A 312-nucleotide genomic window follows, 5' to 3' on the forward strand; every position below is an offset into this window, starting at 1 on the left:
CCTGCTGGATGGCGACAATGTGCGCCACGGCCTGAACAAGAACCTGGGTATGAGTGATGAAGACCGCACCGAGAACATTCGCCGGGTGTCTGAAGTGGCCAAATTGATGGTGGATGCCGGTTTGATTGTGGTAACGGCCTTTATCAGCCCGTTCCGCGCCGATCGCGATGCGGCCCGTGAGTTGTTCGAAGACGGTGAGTTTGTGGAAGTATTTGTGGATGCGCCGCTTGAAGAGTGTGAGAAGCGCGATCCCAAAGGGCTGTACCAGAAAGCGCGCCAGGGCATTATCAAGGAATTCACCGGTATCGATAG

At 55.4% G+C, this 312-nt stretch carries 1 protein-coding gene; it reads left to right on the forward strand.

Features of this window, described 5'->3' with window-relative positions; translation table 11 throughout:
* The coding region (gene cysC / locus A3754_RS05785; RefSeq protein WP_063519061.1) for an adenylyl-sulfate kinase at nt 1-312 on the forward strand (312 nt) is incomplete at both ends.

This window comes from Alcanivorax sp. HI0083, assembly GCF_001635175.1.